This window comes from Streptomyces sp. NPDC059355 (assembly GCF_042752335.1).
Taxonomy (GTDB): Bacteria; Actinomycetota; Actinomycetes; order Streptomycetales; family Streptomycetaceae; genus Streptomyces.
In genome coordinates this window covers 26,085-41,348 of sequence record NZ_JBHYXN010000040.1, presented here as the reverse complement: position 1 = coordinate 41,348, position 15,264 = coordinate 26,085, and the positions used below count along the sequence as shown (strand labels likewise).

The following is a 15,264-nucleotide window of genomic DNA, read 5'->3' as shown; positions in this document are numbered from 1 at the left end:
GGGCTCGTTGTGGCGGCACCGTTTGTCTGTTTTGTCACCACACAACCTACCCACCCCAGGGGCGGGGCCGGCCACCACACCCACCGCCCCCACCCCCGGGGTGGGGGGGGGGGCTGCCGGCCCCCCCCACCACAGGTGTCACGCCAGTGTACTGACCGGGCGTCAGCCGCCCGAGCCGGGGGAGAGCCGTCAGGGAGCCTGGCCCACGCCGGCGGCTCCGCCCGCGTCGACCTCGGCCACGTCCCCGGCGACGACCGCGCCGGTGCCCTTCCGCGACTTCCGCATCCGGCCTTCTAGCCAGGAGGCGAAGGTGGTGAGCGTGAAGTTCACGGCGATGTAGATCAGGGCGATCACGACCATGGTCGCGATGGTGTTGCTGTAGTTGGCGGAGATCTGCCGGTTCATCGACATCAGGTCGGCGAAGCCCAGGGCCGCGCCACCGAGTGCCGTGTCCTTGAGGATCACCACGAGCTGGCTGACCAGGGCGGGCAGCATCGCCGTGACGGCCTGCGGGACCAGGACGTACGTCATGATCTGGCCCTTGCGCATGCCGATCGCCTTCGCCGCGTCGGTCTGGCCGCGCGGCAGCGTCAGGATGCCGGCCCGGACGATCTCGGCGATGACCGAGGCGTTGTACAGGACCAGACCGGTGACCACCGCGTACAGGGGCCGCAGGTCGGAGCTGACCGTACCGAGCATCACGTACAGCGCGGAGCTGAAGAACATCAGCATCAGGACCGGGATGGCGCGGAAGAACTCCACGACCGTGCCGACCGGGACGCGGATCCACGCGTGGTCGGAGAGTCGCGCGATGCCGAGGAGCGCGCCCAGAGGCAGCGCGATCACCATGGCGATCAGGCCGGCCTTGAGGGTCTCGCCGAGACCCGGCAGCAGGAACGTCGTCCAGATCTGGCTGTCGGTGACGAACGGGGCCCACTTGTCGGCCTCAAGCTGGTTCTTCTCCGCCATGAGGGAGAGCGCCCACCACAGGGCCAGAGCGAGAACCACCAGGAAGATGCCGGTGTAGACCCAGTTGCGGGTTTTGGCCTTGGGGCCGGGGGTGTCATACAGAACGGAGCTCATCGCTTCACCGCCACTCGCTTGGCCACCCAGCCCAGCAGCAGGCCGGTGGGCAGGGTCAGCAGGACGAAGCCGAGAGCGAAGACCGCGAAGACGGCGAAGATCGCGTCCGCCTCGTTCTCCAGCATTTCCTTCATCAGCAGGGCCGCCTCGGCCACACCGATCGTCGCCGCCACCGTGGTGTTCTTGGTGAGGGCGATCAGTACGTTCGTCAGCGGTCCGACGACCGCACGGAAGGCCTGGGGAAGCACGATCAGGGTGAGCACCTGGAAGAAGCTCAGCCCCAGCGCGCGGGCCGCCTCGGCCTGTCCCACGGGCACGGTGTTGATGCCCGAGCGGATCGCCTCGCAGACGAAGGTTCCGGTGTAGGCGATGAGCCCCAGGATCGCGAGGCGGAAGCCGATGTCCTTGGAGCCGTCGCCGCCGAGCGTGATGCTCAAGGTCTGGTACAGGCCCAGTGAGCAGCCGAGGATCAGCAGAGTCAGCGGTGTGTTGCGCACGGTGTTGACGTACGCGGTGCCGAAGGCCCGCATCACCGGGACCGGGCTGACCCGCATCCCGGCCAGGAGGGTGCCCCAGATCAGGGACCCGACCGCCGAGTAGAGGGTGAGCTGAACCGTCACCCAGAAGGCTCCGAGCACGTCGTACTGCCCGGAATTAAGAAAGTCGAACACGTTGCCCTGCGCTCTCCCCAGGATGGCCGGTGAGGTGCGCCGCCGTCCGCGGCAGGCGGACGGCGACGCTCCTCACCGATGAATCAGCTGCCTTCGGTGATCTGCGGAGCCGGCTCGGCCTTGTAGTTGGCGGGGCCGAAGTTCTTCTCGACGGCCTTCCCCCAGGAGCCGTCCTCGACCATCTTCTTCAGCGCGGCATTGACCTTCGTCTGGAGGTCCTTGTCGCCCTTCTTCAGGCCGATGCCGTAGGGCTCGTCGCTGAGCTTCAGGCCGGTGAGCTTGAACTTGCCCTTGTTCTTCTCCTGCGCGGCGTAGCCGGCGAGGATCGAGTCGTCCGTGGTCAGCGCGTCCACGGCCTTGTTCTCCAGGCCGGTGAGGCACTCGGAGTAGCCCGGGAACTCCTGCAGGTCGGCCTCGGGGGCCAGCTTGGTCTTGACGTTCTGCGCGGAGGTGGAGCCGGTGACCGAGCAGAGCTTCTTCTTGTTGAGGTCCTCGGCCTTGGTGATCGAGGAGTCGTCGGCGCGGACCAGCAGGTCCTGGTGGGCCTTGAAGTACGGGCCGGCGAAGTCGACCTTCGCCTTGCGCTTGTCGTTGATCGTGTAGGTCGCGACGACCAGCTTCACGTCACCGTTGGCGATCAGGTTCTCGCGCTCGGCGCTGACGGCCTGCTTGAACTCGATCTGGTCCGGCTGGTAGCCGAGCTCCTTGGCGACGTACGTCGCCACGTCCACGTCGAAGCCCGTGAACTTGCCGTCCGGGGTCTTGAGACCCAGACCGGGCTGGTCGAACTTGATGCCGATGACGATCTTGTCCTTCTTGGCGCCACCGGACGCGCCGCCGTCACCGCTCGCCTTGTCGCTGCCGCCGCCGCAAGCGGTCGCCGTCAGGGCGAGGACTGCGGCAACGGCTGCGGCCGCACCGGCCTTGAAAACCTTCATGGTGAACTTCCCTCGGATGAGACGTTGTTGGACGACGAGCGACACGCGTGCTCTGAGCCGCCAGGGGATCACTACCAGAGCAGGACCGTCAGTGGTGCAGGATCTTCGAAAGGAAGTCCTTCGCTCGGTCACTGCGCGGGTTGCTGAAGAACTGCTCGGGCGCGGCCTCTTCGACGATCTTTCCGTCGGCCATGAAGACGACCCGATTGGCCGCAGAACGGGCGAAGCCCATCTCGTGCGTGACGACCACCATCGTCATGCCCTCCCGGGCGAGCTGCTGCATGACTTCCAGCACCTCGTTGATCATTTCCGGGTCGAGCGCCGAGGTCGGCTCGTCGAACAGCATCACCTTCGGGTCCATCGCCAGCGCACGGGCGATCGCCACGCGCTGCTGCTGGCCGCCGGACAGCTGCGCCGGGTACTTGTCGGCCTGAGAGCCGACGCCCACCCGGTCCAGCAGGGACTTGGCCTTCTCGAGCGCGGCCGCCGAGTCCGTCTTGCGGACCTTGAGCTGACCGAGCATCACGTTCTGCAGCACCGTCTTGTGCGCGAACAGGTTGAAGGACTGGAAGACCATGCCCACATCGGCGCGCAGCCGGGCCAGTTCCCGTCCCTCCGACGGCAGTTCCTTGCCGTCGACCGTGATGGTGCCCGAGTCGATCGTCTCCAGGCGGTTGATGGTCCGGCACAGCGTGGACTTGCCCGATCCCGAGGGACCGATCACGACGACGACCTCACCGCGGGCGATGCTCAGATCGATGTCCTGAAGCACGTGCAGCGCGCCGAAGTGCTTGTTGACGTTGCTCAGTACGACCAGGTCGTCCGCGGCCGGGGCCGCATCCTGCGCGTCCTTGGTCACTGATACTCCGCTCATCGGCTTCTTGCTCCGTCCTCCTCGGTTGGGAGGACAGTAGTGACGTCGTGCGCACACCGTCATTACATCTGAGGGAGAATTGAGCATAACGAAACGGCCTCGCTCCGATACGCTCCGTGCGCACCACGGCTACCGGGGCAGGATCGCCCGTACCGGGTGCATAACGGAAGACGCGCCGGACCGGAACCCCCTTGACGTGGGCCTCTTCATCGGCGTGGATGCAGGGTGGCCCTGACCGCGGGCCCTGATCAGGAAAACAGGAAAGGGGGACGCAATGAGACTGCTGCTCGTCGAGGACGACGACCACGTCGCCGCCGCCCTGTCCGCGATCCTCGCCCGACACGGCTTCCAGGTGACCCACGCCCGCAGCGGCGAGGAGGCCCTGCAGGCCCTGCTGCCCGCCGGAGCTCCCCCCTTCGGTGTCGTCCTCCTGGACCTCGGGCTGCCCGATCAGGACGGGTACGAGGTCTGCGGCAAGATCCGGAAGCGCACTTCGACGCCCGTGATCATGGTGACCGCGCGCGGCGACGTACGCTCCCGCATCCACGGCCTCAACATGGGCGCCGACGACTACGTCGTCAAGCCGTACGACACGGGTGAACTCCTCGCACGCATCCACGCCGTCGCCCGGCGCACCGGCGCCTCCGAGGAGGCCGCCGCCACCGGGACGGCTGCCCCCGACGTGGTCCGGCTCGGCCCCGTCAACATCGAGCTGGCGACCCGCCGGGTCAGCGTCGACGGCGCCGACGTACCGCTCACCCGCAAGGAGTTCGACCTGCTGGCCCTGCTCGCGCAGCGCCCCGGGGTCGTCTTCCGGCGCGAGCAGATCATCAGCGAGGTGTGGCGCACCAGCTGGGAGGGGACCGGGCGGACCCTGGAGGTCCACGTCGCCTCGCTGCGCTCCAAGCTGCGCATGCCCGCGCTCATCGAGACCGTCCGCGGGGTGGGCTACCGGCTCGTCACCCCGGCCGCGCCCTAGCGGGGCCCCGCCGTGCGCGCCCGCCTGCTCCCCCTGCTCGTCGTCCTCATGGCGGGCGTGCTGCTCGCCCTCGGCTTCCCGCTCGCCGTGAGCCTGGCCGCGGGGCAGCAGCAGCGCGTGGTCGTCGACCGCATCGACGACAGCGCCCGCTTCGCCGCCCTCGCCCAGTTCGTCATCGACGCCGAGGGGTCCGGCTCCTCGGGCGCCACCGAGCGCCGGGAGACGCTCCAGCAGGAACTCGCCCGCTACCAGCAGCTGTACGGCATCCGCGTCGGCATCTTCCTGCGCGACGACAACGCCATGGCCCGCGCCCCCGGCTGGTGGGAGCTTCCGGCGACGGAGGACGGCCGCCGCGCCTTCTCGGAGGCGCTCGCCGGGCGCCGCAGCCACGACCCCGCCCAGGTGTGGCCCTGGCAGTCCCACGGCAAGCTGCTCGTCGCCTCCCCGGTCGTCCTCGACGGCGACGTCGTCGCGGTCGTCGTCACCGAGTCACCCACCGACCAGATGCGGGCCCGCATCCTGGACGGCTGGCTGATCATCATCGCCGGGCTGGCGGCCGCGATGCTCGTGGCCTTCGGCGCCGCCCTCGTGCTCACCCGCTGGGTGCTCAAGCCCGTCCGGACCCTCGACGCCGCCGCCCACGGCATCGCCACCGGACGGATGAACTCCCGGGTCGCGGCGGCCGGCGGGCCCCCGGAACTCCAACGCCTGGCACATTCGTTCAACGAGATGGCCGACAACGTCGAAGAGGTCCTGGAGCAGCAGCGGGCGTTCGTCGCCGACGCCTCCCACCAGCTGCGCAACCCGCTCGCGGCGCTGCTCCTGCGGATCGAGCTGCTCGCCCTCGAACTGCCCGAGGGCAACGAGGAGATCGCCTCCGTGCGGACCGAGGGCAAGCGCCTGACCCAGGTCCTGGACGACCTGCTCGACCTGGCGCTGGCCGAGCACACCTCCGCCGAGCTCAGCCTCACCGACATCGCCGGGCTGACCGCGGAGCGGGTCGCCGCCTGGCGCCCGTACGCGGAGGAGAAGGGCGTACGGGTCACCGAGACGGGCCGGACCGCCGTCACGGGCTGGGCCGACCCGATCGCGCTCTCCAGCGCGCTCGACGCCGTGATCGACAACGCCCTCAAGTTCACCCCGGAGGGTGAGGAGGTGGAGGTGTCGGTGGCCTCGGCCGGGCCCTTCGTGCAGGTCGTCGTCGCCGACCGCGGCCCCGGGCTCACCGACGAGGAGCTCCTCCGCGTCGGCGACCGGTTCTGGCGCAGCGGCCGCCACCAGAACATCAAGGGCTCGGGGCTCGGCCTGTCGATCTCCCGGGCACTGCTCGCCGCGGGCGGCGGGTCCCTCGCGTACGAGAAGAACCCGCCGCACGGGCTGCGGGTGACGGTGGCGGTCCCGCGCAGCGATCCGCATACGTCCTGAGCGCCTGAGCGCTGAGCCCGTGAGTTCCTGAGCCCGTGAGCCCGGCCCCCCCGCCGGGGTCCGGTCGGGCGGTCAGGCCCAGGGGAGCGTCGTGCCCGCCGGGGCCGAGGCCGCGTACAGCTCGTCCACGGCCCGGACCTCGAACGCGGCCGCGGGCTCCCGGCCGGCCCGGGCGACGGCCGGGAGGTGCAGGGCCGTGCCGCAGGTGCCGCCGAGGAAGCGGCGGGTGCCGTCCGGGAGCAGCCGGTACAGCTCGTAGTGCCGGACCGCACCGGCCGCCCGGCGCCAGGACAGCCGGACGGAGGCCTTGCCGTCCTGCTGGGCCGAGGCGTCGACGGTCAGTGCACCCGGAGTCGCCGGGCGCCGCCGCGCGGTGTCGTCGCGTACCGATATCGCGCCGAGCCGCCAGGACACGGCTCTGCTCCCCTGCGCCGTGATCCGTACGGCAAGCCCGTACGCGGTCTTGCCCGCCAGGGCCGAGAGCCCGATCCGGGAGGTGTGCCAGGCGCCCTGGCCGGAGCCCGGCGCCCGCGTCTTCAGCCAGGTGTACGGGACGGGCTCGCCCGGGGCGGCCGGCTCGCGTGTGGCCACGCCGACCTCCACGGTGACCGCGCCCGCCTCGGTGGCGTGCACCAGCTCCAAGGCCGCGGAACCGGTCAGGGGCAGCCGGGTGCAGTGCAGGCCGACGACGGCCGGGGCGCTCAGGCCGCCGGACACGAGGACGCTGGAGCCGCCGCGCCAGGCCTTCGCGAAGTCCAGGGTGACCGACGGACGCGCTCCGGAGGACTCGACGGCCCAGCGGCGGCCCGGGAGCCGGTCCTGGAGCCCGAGGTGGTTCCACGGGGTGTCGGAGGTGACCTCGCCGTCCTCGTACCAGCGCTCCCCGTGCCCGGTGTTGAAGGCGCAGGCGAACGGCAGCGCGGTGACGGTGGACCGGTCCGCGACGGCGGTGGCGGGTGCCCGCCAGGTGCCCTCGGGCGCGGGGTGCGCCGGGTCCAGGGACTCGCCCGTCCAGAACCGGTCGTCGGCACGGTGGAAGGCGCCGGGGGAGCGGTCGGTGAGGTGGTTGCGGGTCCACTCGGGCCGGTAGAAGCCGAAACTGGCGACGTGGGCGCGGTCGCGCGGGATGATCGCGTCCCAGCGGACGCCGGAGTCCCAGCCGCCCGACTCCACGTCGAGTGCCGCCCACAGCTCGTGGCGGGAGCGGCCCAGCCGGTCGGCGAGCGCCCCCGAGGAGGCCAGGGTCTGCCGGGTCCAGCGGAAGTCGACGAACATCGTGTCCGCGACCCGGCCCGCCCGGTCCTCGAAGAACTCCTGGTTGAGCTGGTTGAGCGCGCCCTGCCAGCCGACCCGGCCGGTGCTGTTCATGGCGTCGTACCAGGTGATCCGCAGGCCGTACGGGGCGCCGGCCGCCCGCAGCGCGCGCAGGAACTCCCGCATCCGGGCGGCGAGCGAGCTGTCGCCGCCGTCGGTCTCGGCATTCACGAACCAGCCGTCGAACCCGTACGTCCGCGCCACCAGTACGAGCTTCTCGGCGATCGGGAACCGGCCGAGCGGGTCCCGCTGGACGAGGTCCCGGGTCCACTGGAGGTCGCCGCCGTACGCGACGGGCGGCAGGAAGATGTTGCCGAGCACCGGGACGCCGTTGCGGTGGGCGGCGTCGACGACGGGCGCGTTCGGGGCGAGCACGATGCCCTCGCCGGAGGAGCCGCCCCAGAACACCAGCTCGTCGAGGTACGCCCAGTGCGTGAGCGCGTAGTGGTCGGCGGTGGCGGAGCCCTGCGAGGGGTTCTGGGCGGTGGGCCCGAAGGAGACGAGCGAGGCGATCCGGGCCTGGCCGCCGCGGGCCGTCGCGTTCGGGGGCACGGGGGTGAAGCGGGGCGCGAGGGGCACGGTCGCGGTGTTGTACGCGAGGTCCCGATCGGACTCGGGGGTCCACTGCTTGAGGGAGCGCCACGTGATGCCGGTGCCGGGGGCGCCGTGGGGAAGCGAATCGGGGAACCAGTAGGAGGCGTACGGGGCCAGGTCGGCGGGGGCCGTCGGGGAGGCCGGTGCCGGTGCCGGGGCGGCCTGCGCGGCTCGCGCCGTGGTGGCGGCGCCGGTGATGCCGAGCAGTGCGGCGGCCCCCGCTCCGGCCCCGGCGGCGAGGACGCCGCGGCGGGCGGGCGGTGCCGGTGGCGCCGACGGCGCCGTGCGTAACGAGCGGGCGGTGCGTATCGAGCGGGCGGTGCGAGGGTCGGCGCCGTTGTCGGTCTCGGACATGCGGGGCTCCTTGGTGACGGGGGACGAGCGGTCGGGTTGCGGGTGGTCAGGTGACGTCGGGCACGCGCAGCACCTCCGTGATGCCGCGCGCCGACAGATGGGCCGCGTCCTCGGCGAGCTCCGCCAGGACCACCGCGGGGCGGACCCCCTGGGCCGTGAGCGCGGCCCAGGCCTCGAAGAACGCGCCGCCCGGGGCGCACACCGAGCGCCCCGGCGCCGCCTCCGCCCCGCCGACGTCCACGGCCAGCGCGGTGGACCGGACGGCCGGGCAGTGCTCCCGGCCCCGCCACTGCGCGGCGATCCGGGCGACGGCGGCCCCGGCGGGCTTGGCCCTGCGGTCGTTGGTGAGCAGACCGAGCCCGTACTCCAGCTCCGGGAAGTCCGCGAGCTCCCGGGACACGTCGTGCGAGCACCACCAGGTCACGCCCCACAGGTCCGGGCAGTCCAGCACGTTCGCCACCGTCGCCTCGGTGAACGCCGCCGCGTGCTCCGCCGGGATCAGCGGCGCGGGCGCCCCGACCTCCTGGAGCCACACCGGCCGGTGCGGGTCACGGGCCCAGGCCTTCGCCAGCTCGACCAGGTACGCGGCGTGGTGCTCGGTCGCCGTTCCGGCGCGGCCGTGACGCTGCGCGGTGCCGTTGAACACCCAGGAGTGCACGGCCGTGGCCGAACCCAGCCGGGCGGCCTGGGCCGGGGTGAAGGGGTGGCCGTCCCGGTACCAGGCGGCGTCGTACTCGGCGTGCACGTGGAAGCGGTCCGGCGCGCCCTTCTCGCACGCGGCGAGCATCCGCTCCAGCCAGCGCCCGGCCTGCTCCCGGGTGATCCGGTCCGGGTCCGGATGGGGGGCGTCGGAGAACTGGTTGATCTCGTTGCCGACGGTCATGCCGAGGAAGTTGGGGCGGTCGGCGAGGGCGGCGGCCAGCGTGCGCAGGTACTCCTCCTGTGCGGCGACGACGTCCGGGTCGGTGAAGATGCTGCGCCGGTGCCAGGTCCCGGTCCACGCGGGCAGGAAGTCGAAGCTCGACAAGTGCCCTTGCAGGCCGTCCACGTCGACGTCGAGCCCGCGCTCGGCGGCCGCGTCGGCGAGCGCGACGAGCTGCTCGACGGCGCGCGGCCGGATGAGGGTCCGGTTCGGCTGGAACACCGGCCACAGCGGGAAGACCCGTACGTGGTCCAGCCCGAGCGCGGCGACGGAGTCGAGGTCGGCCCTGACCTCGTCGAGGTCGAAGTCGAGCCAGTGGTGGAACCAGCCCCGGGACGGGGTGTAGTTGGCGCCGAAACGGAGCGGACGAGGGGTGGATCCGTCGTGCATGAGGGCGTCCTGGAGTTCTCGGGAATTCGCCGGGTGACGGACAACCTGCCGGGTGCCGGGAGGGAAGTCAACAGGGCCTCCGATGCCGGTACTTAAGCGCTTCAGTCCCGTTGACAGAAGGGTTTCGGCCGCTCAAGCTGATCGAACTAATGCGGTTTAGTTCCGGCGTTGGAATGTGTACGGAAAACGACCGGAGGAAGAGGCAGGCACGCCATGGCCCGCAGGCCCACGATCAAGGACATCGCCCGACGGGCCGGGGTGTCCGAAAGCGCCGTGTCCTTCGCGCTCAACGACCGGCCGGGCGTCTCCAAGGACACCCGCGCCCGGATCCGCCGGGTCGCCGAAGAGCTCGGCTGGCAGCCCAACAGCGCCGCGCGGGCCCTGTCCGGGGAGCGCTCCGGAGCGGTCGGGCTGGTGCTCGCCCGGCCCGCGCAGACCCTCGGCGTCGAGTCCTTCTTCCTCCAACTGGTCTCGGGCATCCAGGAGGTGCTCTCCGCGGGCCGGGTGGCGCTGCTCTTCCAGGTCGTGGACGGCATCGACGCCGAATGCGCCGTGTACCGCCGCTGGTGGGCCGAGCGGCGCGTGGACGGGGTCCTCGTCGTGGACCCGCGTACGGAGGACCCGCGGCCGGAGCTCCTCGCGCAGCTCGGCCTGCCCGCCGTGATGATCGGCGGGACGGGCGGGGGCGGGGGGCTGTCCTCGGTGTGGGCCGACGACGCCAGGGCCATGGCCCGGGTCGTGGAGCACCTGTACGGGCTGGGCCACCGGCGGATCACCCACATCGCCGGACTGCCCGGCCTCGCCCACACCGCCCGCCGCATCGCGTCGCTGCGCGCCGAGGCCCAGGCGCGCGGGCTCGACCCGGAGCACGTGCGCTCGGTGGTCACCGACTACTCCGACGCCGAGGGCGCGGCCGCCACCCGCCGGATCCTCGCCGAGCCCGGGCCGCCGACCGCGCTCGTCTACGACAACGACGTGATGGCGGTCGCCGGCATCGCCGTCGCCGCCGAGCTGGGCATCGCGGTCCCCGGCCGGATCTCCATGGTCGCCTGGGACGACTCGGCGCTGTGCCGGGTCACCCACCCCCGGCTCACCGCGCTCGTACGCGACACCGCGGGGTTCGGCCGGCTCGCCGCCGAGGAGCTGCTCGCCGTACTGGCCGGGAGCCCGCCCCGGGCCCGGGAGAGCGAGCGGCCGCGGCTGGAGCCCCGGGAGAGTACGGCCCCGCCGGCGGCCGCATACTGATTCCGACCCCTTCCTGGAGCCGCTTCCGTGACGAGTCCCACCTCCGCACTGCCCGCACCGCAGGCCACTGCCGGCGCCGACGGCGCCGATCCGGCGGCCGGCCTCACCGTGGCCGTCGACATCGGCGGTACGAAGATCGCCGGCGCTCTGGTGCACCCCGACGGCACGATGACGGCCACCACCCGCCGCCCGACCCCGCGCGATACGGACGGCGACACGGTCTTCGCCGCCGTCGCCGAGGTCGTCGCCGAGCTCGCGGGCTCCCCGCTGTGGCCGTCCGCGGTCCGTTGCGGCATCGGCAGCGCGGGCCCCGTGGACACCTCGCGCGGCACGGTGAGCCCGGTGAACATCGGGGCGTGGCGGGAGTTCCCGATCCAGGCCCGGGTCGAAGCCGAACTGGCCCGGCACGGCGCGGCCCTGCCGACCGTGCTCGCCGGCGACGGCGTGGCGATGACCGCCGCCGAGCACTGGCTGGGCGCGGCCCGCGGGCACGCGAACGCCCTGTGCATGGTGGTCTCCACCGGGGTCGGCGGAGGACTGATCCTGAACAACCGGCTCCACCCGGGCGCCACGGGCAATGCGGGCCACATCGGCCACATCAGCGTGGCTTTCGACGGTGAGCCGTGCGTCTGCGGGAGCTGCGGCTGCGTGGAGTCCATCGCCTCCGGCACCGCCATCGCCCGGTGGGCCCTGGCCCAGGGCTGGACCCCGGCGGACCCGGACGGGGACGCCTCCGCGGCGGGCGTGGCCGCGGCCGCGGAGGCCGGGCATCCCGTCGCCGTGGCCGCCTTCGACCGTGCGGGGCGGGCCCTGGCCGCTGCCATCGCGGCCACCGCGACGCTGGTCGAGACCGACATCGCGGTGATCGGCGGGGGCGTCGCCACGTCGGGGGACACGCTGTTCACGCCGATCCGCGCGCACCTCGCCGACTACGCCACGCTGTCCTTCGTGAGCGGGCTGCGGGTGGTCCCGGCGGCCCTGGGGACGCACGCGGGGCTGATCGGGGCGGCCGCGGCAGCGGTGATGCTGCTGCACGACACGACCTAGGGCTTGACCGAGCGGTAGTAGCGCTGCGCGCCCTCGTGCAGGTCGAGCGGGTCCGTGTAGATCGCCGTACGCAGGTCCACCAGCTGAGCGGCGTGCACCTCGTGCCCGATCCCGTCGCGGCTGCTGATCACCGTCCGCGTGAACCGCTCCGTCAGCTCCGGGTCCGTCGCCTCGGTCGTCACCAGCAGGTTCGGCACGGCCAAGGTCGCCACCGACGAGGTGTTCCGGGCCCGGGCGTAGGCGTCCTGCGGCATCACCGCCGCCCGGTAGTACCGCGCCGGGGTCCCGCTCGCCTGGAGCGATTCCACCAGGTCGCCGAGCTGCACGAGCCGGATGTCGTACCGCTCCGACAGCTCGCGCACCGCCTGCGTCGGCAGGCCGCCGGACCAGAAGAACGCGTCGATCCGGCCGGCCTGCAGTTCCGCGGGCATGGTGTCGATGCCGATCGACACCGGGGTGATGTCCCGCGCCGGATCCAGCTTGGCCGCCGTCAGCAGCCGCTCCGAGATCAGGCGCACGCCGGATCCCGGCTGGCCGATGGCGACCCGCTTGCCCTTCAGGTCCCGCGCCGACTGCACGCTCGAGCCGGCCGGCACCACCAGCTGCACGTAGTCGTCGTAGAGCCGTGCCACGCCCCGCAGCTGCTCCGCGCCCGGCTTCCCGTCCACCCGGTACTTGGAGACCGCGTCCGCGGTCGCGATGGTGAAGTCGGCCTTCCCGGTGGCCACCCGCTGGAGGTTCTCCTGCGAGCCCTCGCTGGGCTTCAGCGACACCTTCACGCCGGGCATGTCCTGGGCCAGGGCCTGTTCCAGCAGCTGGCCGTAGCGGTGGTAGACGCCGGTACGGACCCCCGTGCTGAAGGTCAGCCCGCCTTCCGGCTCCGGCTCCCCGAAGGGCCTCAGCCACCAGGCGAGCACCCCGAGCACCGCCAGTACGGCCACCAGCCCCCACAGGGCGGTGCGCCTGCGGATGCGGGGCGGTACGTGAGCCATGCGGCGATCCTGCCACCGTGGCGGGGCCGCTGTCACGGCCGGGCCCCGGCGGGAGGGGGCCGGAGGGGTTCCGGGTACCGCCTACCCTTGTCGTATGACCAGCAGCAGCGACCGGAGCACGGCAGTGGACGTCAAGGGAACATACGAGGTACGCACCTACGGGTGCCAGATGAACGTGCACGACTCCGAGCGGCTGTCCGGTCTGCTGGAGGGCGCGGGCTACACGCGGGCGCCCGAGGGCTGCGACGGTGACGCCGACGTCGTGGTGTTCAACACCTGCGCCGTGCGGGAGAACGCCGACAACAAGCTGTACGGCAACCTCGGCCGGCTGGCCCCGATGAAGACCAAGCGCCCCGGCATGCAGATCGCCGTCGGAGGCTGCCTCGCGCAGAAGGACCGCGACACGATCGTCAAGCGGGCCCCCTGGGTCGACGTGGTCTTCGGCACCCACAACATCGGCAAGCTGCCCGTCCTGCTGGAGCGCGCCCGCATCCAGGAAGAGGCGCAGGTCGAGATCGCCGAGTCGCTGGAGGCGTTCCCCTCCACGCTGCCGACCCGGCGCGAGTCCGCGTACGCCGCGTGGGTTTCGATCTCCGTCGGCTGCAACAACACGTGCACCTTCTGCATCGTCCCGGCCCTGCGCGGCAAGGAGGAGGACCGCCGGCCCGGCGACATCCTCGCCGAGGTGGAGGCCCTGGTCGCCGAGGGCGTTTCCGAGATCACCCTGCTCGGGCAGAACGTGAACGCGTATGGGTCCGACCTCGGCGACCGCGAGGCCTTCTCGAAGCTGCTGCGGGCGTGCGGGCAGATCGAGGGCCTGGAGCGGGTCCGCTTCACCTCCCCACACCCGCGCGACTTCACGGACGACGTGATCGCGGCGATGGCCGAGACCCCGAACGTGATGCCGCAGCTGCACATGCCAATGCAGTCCGGATCGGACACCATCCTGCGCGCGATGCGCCGCTCGTACCGCCAGGAGCGCTTCCTCGGCATCATCGAGAAGGTCCGCGCGGCCATCCCGCACGCGGCGATCTCCACCGACATCATCGTGGGCTTCCCCGGTGAGACGGAGGAGGACTTCGAGCAGACGATGCACGCCGTGCGCGAGGCCCGCTTCGCGAACGCCTTCACCTTCCAGTACTCCAAGCGCCCCGGGACCCCGGCGGCGGACATGGAGGGGCAGATCCCGAAGGAGGTCGTCCAGGAGCGCTACATGCGGCTGGTCGCCCTCCAGGAGGAGATCTCCTGGGACGAGAACAAGAAGCAGGTCGGGCGGACGCTGGAGGTCATGGTCGCGGAGGGCGAGGGCCGCAAGGACGGCGCCACGCACCGGCTGTCCGGGCGCGCGCCCGACAACCGCCTGGTGCACTTCACGAAGCCGGAGGGGGAGGTCCGCCCCGGTGACGTGGTGACCGTGGACATCACCTACGCGGCCCCGCACCACCTGCTGGCGGAGGGGCCGACGCTGTCCGTGCGCCGCACCCGCGCCGGTGACGCCTGGGAGAAGCGCAACGCGGCTCCCGCGCAGCCGCAGGGCGTCATGCTGGGCATCCCGACCCTGGGCGTCCCCGCCCCGGTCCCGCCGGCCGCCGCTTCGGGCTGCGCCCTGCCGGCGTCTTCCTGACAGCCCCGCGCGGCCCCCGCCGGGGGCCGCGCGGGCTAGGGTGCGGATCATGCTTGTTGCCGCCGCCGTGTGCCCCGCCCCGCCCCTGCTCGTGCCCGAGGTCGCCGCAGGGGCCGCCCCCGAGCTCGCGGACGCCCGTACCGCCTGCTCCGACGCGCTCGCGGTGCTCGCCGCCTCCCGCCCCGACCTGCTGGTCGTCGTCGGCACCGCCGACCAGGATCACCGCGGGCCCTACCCCCAGGGCTCCCGCGGCGGTTTCCACGGCTTCGGCGTCGAGGCCGGCGTACAGCTCGGCGACGGCGAGGAGGGGCCGCGCCTGCTGCCGCCGTCCCTGGCCGTCGGCGCCTGGCTGCTCCGGCACGCCCGCTGGGGCGCCGCTCCCGTCGAGGGGCTCGGTGTCGGGGAGCAGCGCGAAGCCGCGCGGTGCCTGGAGGCCGGCCGGGGCCTCGCGGCCCGCGAGGAGCGCGTCGCGCTCCTCGTCATGGGCGACGGCAGTGCCTGTCGCACCCTGAAGGCCCCCGGCTACCTCGACGAACGCGCCGCCGCCTTCGACGCCGCCGCGGCCCGCGCGCTCGCCGCCGCCGACGTGGCCGCGCTCGGCGCCCTCGACGCCGAGCTCGCGTACGAGCTGAAGGCCGCCGGGCGGGCGCCCTGGCAGGTGCTGGCCGGGGCGGCCGCGGGCGCGGGCCTCGACGGGCGGCTGCTGTACGAGGACGCCCCGTACGGGGTCGGCTACTTCGTCGCCGCCTGGTCCTGACGGCCTGGTCTTGACCGCCCGGTCCTGACGGCCTGTCCTGACCGGCAGGGGCACC

General features: G+C 72.5%; 13 protein-coding genes. 6 read left to right on the top strand and 7 right to left on the bottom strand.

Annotation, left to right across the window (positions count from 1 at the left end):
• Positions 1–189 precede the first annotated feature (189 nt).
• From ACFXGI_RS29845 to ACFXGI_RS29830, 4 genes are all read right to left on the bottom strand, one after another.
• The gene (locus tag ACFXGI_RS29845; protein WP_384713181.1) at positions 190–1,083 is read right to left on the bottom strand and encodes an amino acid ABC transporter permease; all 894 of its coding nucleotides are present in this window, start codon (positions 1,081–1,083) and stop codon (positions 190–192) included.
• Positions 1,080–1,754, bottom strand: a complete 675-nt coding sequence (locus ACFXGI_RS29840) for an amino acid ABC transporter permease (protein ID WP_384713178.1) — start codon at positions 1,752–1,754, stop codon at positions 1,080–1,082. Before ACFXGI_RS29840 ends, ACFXGI_RS29845 begins: the two co-directional genes overlap by 4 nt.
• A gap of 83 nt (positions 1,755–1,837) precedes the next feature.
• The gene (locus ACFXGI_RS29835; RefSeq protein ID WP_384713175.1) at positions 1,838–2,692 is read right to left on the bottom strand and encodes a glutamate ABC transporter substrate-binding protein; all 855 of its coding nucleotides are present in this window, start codon (positions 2,690–2,692) and stop codon (positions 1,838–1,840) included.
• A gap of 88 nt (positions 2,693–2,780) precedes the next feature.
• Positions 2,781–3,566 (bottom strand): amino acid ABC transporter ATP-binding protein, encoded by a 786-nt coding sequence (locus tag ACFXGI_RS29830; protein WP_030859665.1) that lies wholly within the window; start codon positions 3,564–3,566, stop codon positions 2,781–2,783.
• A 274-nt stretch (positions 3,567–3,840) separates the two neighbouring features.
• Between ACFXGI_RS29830 and ACFXGI_RS29825 the strand changes: the two genes are divergently transcribed.
• Complete coding sequence (locus ACFXGI_RS29825) at positions 3,841–4,545, top strand: response regulator transcription factor (RefSeq protein ID WP_384713172.1); 705 nt, start codon at positions 3,841–3,843, stop codon at positions 4,543–4,545.
• A gap of 12 nt (positions 4,546–4,557) precedes the next feature.
• On the top strand, positions 4,558–5,970 hold the full coding sequence (locus ACFXGI_RS29820; RefSeq protein WP_384713169.1) for an ATP-binding protein: 1,413 nt from the start codon (positions 4,558–4,560) through the stop codon (positions 5,968–5,970).
• A 72-nt stretch (positions 5,971–6,042) separates the two neighbouring features.
• On the opposite strand, the gene ACFXGI_RS29815 is transcribed toward ACFXGI_RS29820, so the two are convergent.
• Positions 6,043–8,232, bottom strand: coding sequence for an endo-beta-N-acetylglucosaminidase (locus tag ACFXGI_RS29815; RefSeq protein ID WP_384713166.1), 2,190 nt, complete (start codon positions 8,230–8,232; stop codon positions 6,043–6,045).
• 46 nt (positions 8,233–8,278) lie between these two features.
• Complete coding sequence (locus tag ACFXGI_RS29810; RefSeq protein ID WP_384713163.1) at positions 8,279–9,544, bottom strand: glycosyl hydrolase; 1,266 nt, start codon at positions 9,542–9,544, stop codon at positions 8,279–8,281.
• A gap of 213 nt (positions 9,545–9,757) precedes the next feature.
• Here ACFXGI_RS29810 and ACFXGI_RS29805 point away from each other — a divergent pair, with 213 nt between their 5' ends.
• Both ACFXGI_RS29805 and ACFXGI_RS29800 read left to right on the top strand, forming a co-directional pair.
• Positions 9,758–10,789, top strand: coding sequence for a LacI family DNA-binding transcriptional regulator (locus ACFXGI_RS29805; RefSeq protein ID WP_384713160.1), 1,032 nt, complete (start codon positions 9,758–9,760; stop codon positions 10,787–10,789).
• A 48-nt stretch (positions 10,790–10,837) separates the two neighbouring features.
• Positions 10,838–11,836: an ROK family protein gene (locus ACFXGI_RS29800; RefSeq protein ID WP_384713246.1), complete on the top strand. Its 999-nt coding sequence runs from the start codon at positions 10,838–10,840 to the stop codon at positions 11,834–11,836.
• Here ACFXGI_RS29800 and ACFXGI_RS29795 read toward each other — a convergent pair.
• Entirely contained in the window at positions 11,833–12,828 is a 996-nt protein-coding gene (locus ACFXGI_RS29795) for a TAXI family TRAP transporter solute-binding subunit (protein WP_384713157.1), read from the bottom strand. The two genes, ACFXGI_RS29800 and ACFXGI_RS29795, sit on opposite strands and share 4 nt — an antisense overlap.
• Positions 12,829–12,922: 94 nt before the next feature.
• Here ACFXGI_RS29795 and miaB point away from each other — a divergent pair, with 94 nt between their 5' ends.
• Both miaB and ACFXGI_RS29785 read left to right on the top strand, forming a co-directional pair.
• Entirely contained in the window at positions 12,923–14,452 is a 1,530-nt protein-coding gene (miaB, locus tag ACFXGI_RS29790; RefSeq protein WP_384713154.1) for a tRNA (N6-isopentenyl adenosine(37)-C2)-methylthiotransferase MiaB, read from the top strand.
• A 49-nt stretch (positions 14,453–14,501) separates the two neighbouring features.
• Complete coding sequence (locus ACFXGI_RS29785; RefSeq protein WP_384713151.1) at positions 14,502–15,209, top strand: class III extradiol dioxygenase subunit B-like domain-containing protein; 708 nt, start codon at positions 14,502–14,504, stop codon at positions 15,207–15,209.
• Positions 15,210–15,264: the final 55 nt, after the last annotated feature.

Bases quoted from the DNA above. Each gene is read 5' to 3' on its own strand.
- ACFXGI_RS29795 (WP_384713157.1), bottom strand. From the start codon at position 12,828: ATGGCTCACGTACCGCCCCGCATCCGCAGGCGCACCGCCCTGTGGGGG.
- ACFXGI_RS29815 (WP_384713166.1), bottom strand. From the start codon at position 8,232: ATGTCCGAGACCGACAACGGCGCCGACCCTCGCACCGCCCGCTCGATA.
- ACFXGI_RS29825 (WP_384713172.1), top strand. From the start codon at position 3,841: ATGAGACTGCTGCTCGTCGAGGACGACGACCACGTCGCCGCCGCCCTG.
- ACFXGI_RS29810 (WP_384713163.1), bottom strand. From the start codon at position 9,544: ATGCACGACGGATCCACCCCTCGTCCGCTCCGTTTCGGCGCCAACTAC.
- ACFXGI_RS29845 (WP_384713181.1), bottom strand. From the start codon at position 1,083: ATGAGCTCCGTTCTGTATGACACCCCCGGCCCCAAGGCCAAAACCCGC.
- ACFXGI_RS29805 (WP_384713160.1), top strand. From the start codon at position 9,758: ATGGCCCGCAGGCCCACGATCAAGGACATCGCCCGACGGGCCGGGGTG.
- miaB (WP_384713154.1), top strand. From the start codon at position 12,923: ATGACCAGCAGCAGCGACCGGAGCACGGCAGTGGACGTCAAGGGAACA.
- ACFXGI_RS29830 (WP_030859665.1), bottom strand. From the start codon at position 3,566: ATGAGCGGAGTATCAGTGACCAAGGACGCGCAGGATGCGGCCCCGGCC.
- ACFXGI_RS29835 (WP_384713175.1), bottom strand. From the start codon at position 2,692: ATGAAGGTTTTCAAGGCCGGTGCGGCCGCAGCCGTTGCCGCAGTCCTC.
- ACFXGI_RS29785 (WP_384713151.1), top strand. From the start codon at position 14,502: ATGCTTGTTGCCGCCGCCGTGTGCCCCGCCCCGCCCCTGCTCGTGCCC.